Origin of the sequence: Sphingomonas sp. CCH5-D11, from assembly GCF_001557395.1 — a bacterium.
GTDB lineage: Bacteria > Pseudomonadota > Alphaproteobacteria > Sphingomonadales > Sphingomonadaceae > Sphingomonas.
In genome coordinates this window covers 1-518 of record NZ_LSKH01000294.1, presented here as the reverse complement: position 1 = coordinate 518, position 518 = coordinate 1, and the positions used below count along the sequence as shown (strand labels likewise).

Here is a 518-nt window from a genome sequence, read left to right as displayed (position 1 = left end):
GTGTAGCTAACGGCCACCCGCCCCGCCGCGCCGGCCGCGATCACCCGCACCCAGCCGCGCGCATCCGCGTCGACATCCACGGCATAGACGCTCGGCGGCAGCACGAAGGGCGCACCCTCCGCCGGCAGACCGGTCATCCCGCCGATCGCCACCACTGGCGCCGCCGCCAGCAGCTGCCAGCCCTGTGTGGTGGCGGGCAGCACATCCTCCACCGTTCGCGTTACCAGCAATGTGCCGGTGAACGCCTCCGCCAGCGCGATCGCGCTGGCGGAGGCGTTCACCGGCACATTGCTGGTAACGCGAACGGTGGAGGATGTGCTGCCCGCCACCACACAGGGCTGGCAGCTGCTGGCGGCGGCGCCAGTGGTGGCGATCGGCGGGATGACCGGTCTGCCGGCGGAGGGTGCGCCCTTCGTGCTGCCGCCGAGCGTCTATGCCGTGGATGTCGACGCGGATGCGCGCGGCTGGGTGCGGGTGATCGCGGCCGGCGCGGCGGGGCGGGTGGCCGTTAGCTACAC

Annotated in this window: 2 pseudogenes; one reads left to right on the top strand and one right to left on the bottom strand. The window is 73.0% G+C overall.

The window, feature by feature from the left end:
- Positions 1-281, bottom strand: a pseudogene (locus AX702_RS17970) (head-tail connector protein); the annotation flags it as partial.
- Here AX702_RS17970 and AX702_RS17975 point away from each other — a divergent pair.
- Positions 238-518: pseudogene (locus AX702_RS17975) on the top strand (head-tail connector protein); the annotation flags it as partial. The pseudogenes AX702_RS17970 and AX702_RS17975 sit on opposite strands and share 44 nt — an antisense overlap.